1 protein-coding gene is annotated in these 1441 nt (G+C 37.5%); it reads left to right on the plus strand.

Annotated elements, in window-relative coordinates; translation table 11 throughout:
• Nucleotides 1-1441: Ig-like domain-containing protein (locus V6251_RS15115; RefSeq protein ID WP_341588993.1), on the plus strand; the 1441-nt coding region annotated here is incomplete at both ends.

Below are 1441 nucleotides of genomic sequence, written 5' to 3' on the forward strand. Positions count from 1 at the left end.
GAGGTTTTACCTGAAAGTGGTCCTGAAAACGAAGCTCCTATTGCTAATGCTGATACTGCAACCACACCTGAAGGTACTCCTGTTGATATTGTGGTCTTAGCTAACGACTTTGATCCAGATGCTGATCCTATTATTATTACTAACAATACAACGCCAGATAACGGAACCGTTACTGTTAATACTGATGGGACTATTACCTATACGCCTAATGATGGATTTATTGGTGAAGATACTTTTGAATATACTATTTGTGATAACGCTTCGCCTGCGCTTTGTGACACTGCAACTGTAACTGTTACTGTGCAACCAGATGGAACGCCTAACACAACTAATGCGAATGACGATGCTTACAATACAACACCAACGACACCTTTAACTGGTAATGTTTTAGAAAATGATAATGATATCGAAGGTAATACTCAAACAGTAACTACAACTACAGTTACTACTGCTCAAGGTGTAACGGTAACTATCGATGCTAATACTGGTGTTTTTACTTATACACCTAATGCTGGTTATGTAGGAACGGATTCTTTTGTATACACTATCTGTGATAACGGAACGCCTCAAGCTTGTGATCAAGCTACTGTGTATCTTACTGTTGATGGTGTTGCTGGACTTAATGTTGTAAAATCAGCGTATAATGCTAATGGTAATTTTTGCATAGTTGCTGACGATATATTAGTTTATACTTTCACAGTTACAAACCCTGGTGATTTATTAATAAATTCATTCACTATTACTGATACTTTATTAGGTGGTGATATTACTGCTGATGTAACACTTTCAGGAGACACTGATGGAGACGGTTTCCTTGCTCCAAGTGAAACTTGGATTTTCACAGCTCCTAATTACATTGTAAATCAAGCTGATATTGATTCTGGCGTGATTACCAACTCAGTTTCAATTGTCGGTCTAGAACCTGATGGAATTACAACGGTTTCTGCTAATGATACTTACGTGATTGATGAAAATAATACAGAAGTTACCTTCTGTGATCCAACATCTGGTTTAAATATCGTCAAGTCGGCTGCTATTGCTAATGGTGATGCGTGTCTTGCTTTAGATAGTGAAGTAACATATACTTTCACTGTGACTAATACTGGTACTGTATCTATTAATACAGTAACTATTAACGATACGTTATTAGGTGGTGATATTACTGCGGATGTAACCCTGTCTGGTGATACTAACACTAATGGTGTATTAGAACCTACGGAAACTTGGATCTTTACTGCGCCTAACTACACCGTGACTCAAGCGGATATTGATGCTGGTGTAATTACTAACACCGTAACTGTAACTGGTAATGAGATTCTTAATAACACTGAAGTTTCTGCTAATGATACTTACGTGATTGATGAAAATAATACAGAAGTTACCTTCTGTGATCCAACATCTGGTTTAAATATCGTCAAGTCGGCTGCTATTGCTAATGGTG

It is taken from the genome of Olleya sp. Ti.3.14, from assembly GCF_038154885.1.
Taxonomy (GTDB): Bacteria; Bacteroidota; Bacteroidia; order Flavobacteriales; family Flavobacteriaceae; genus Olleya.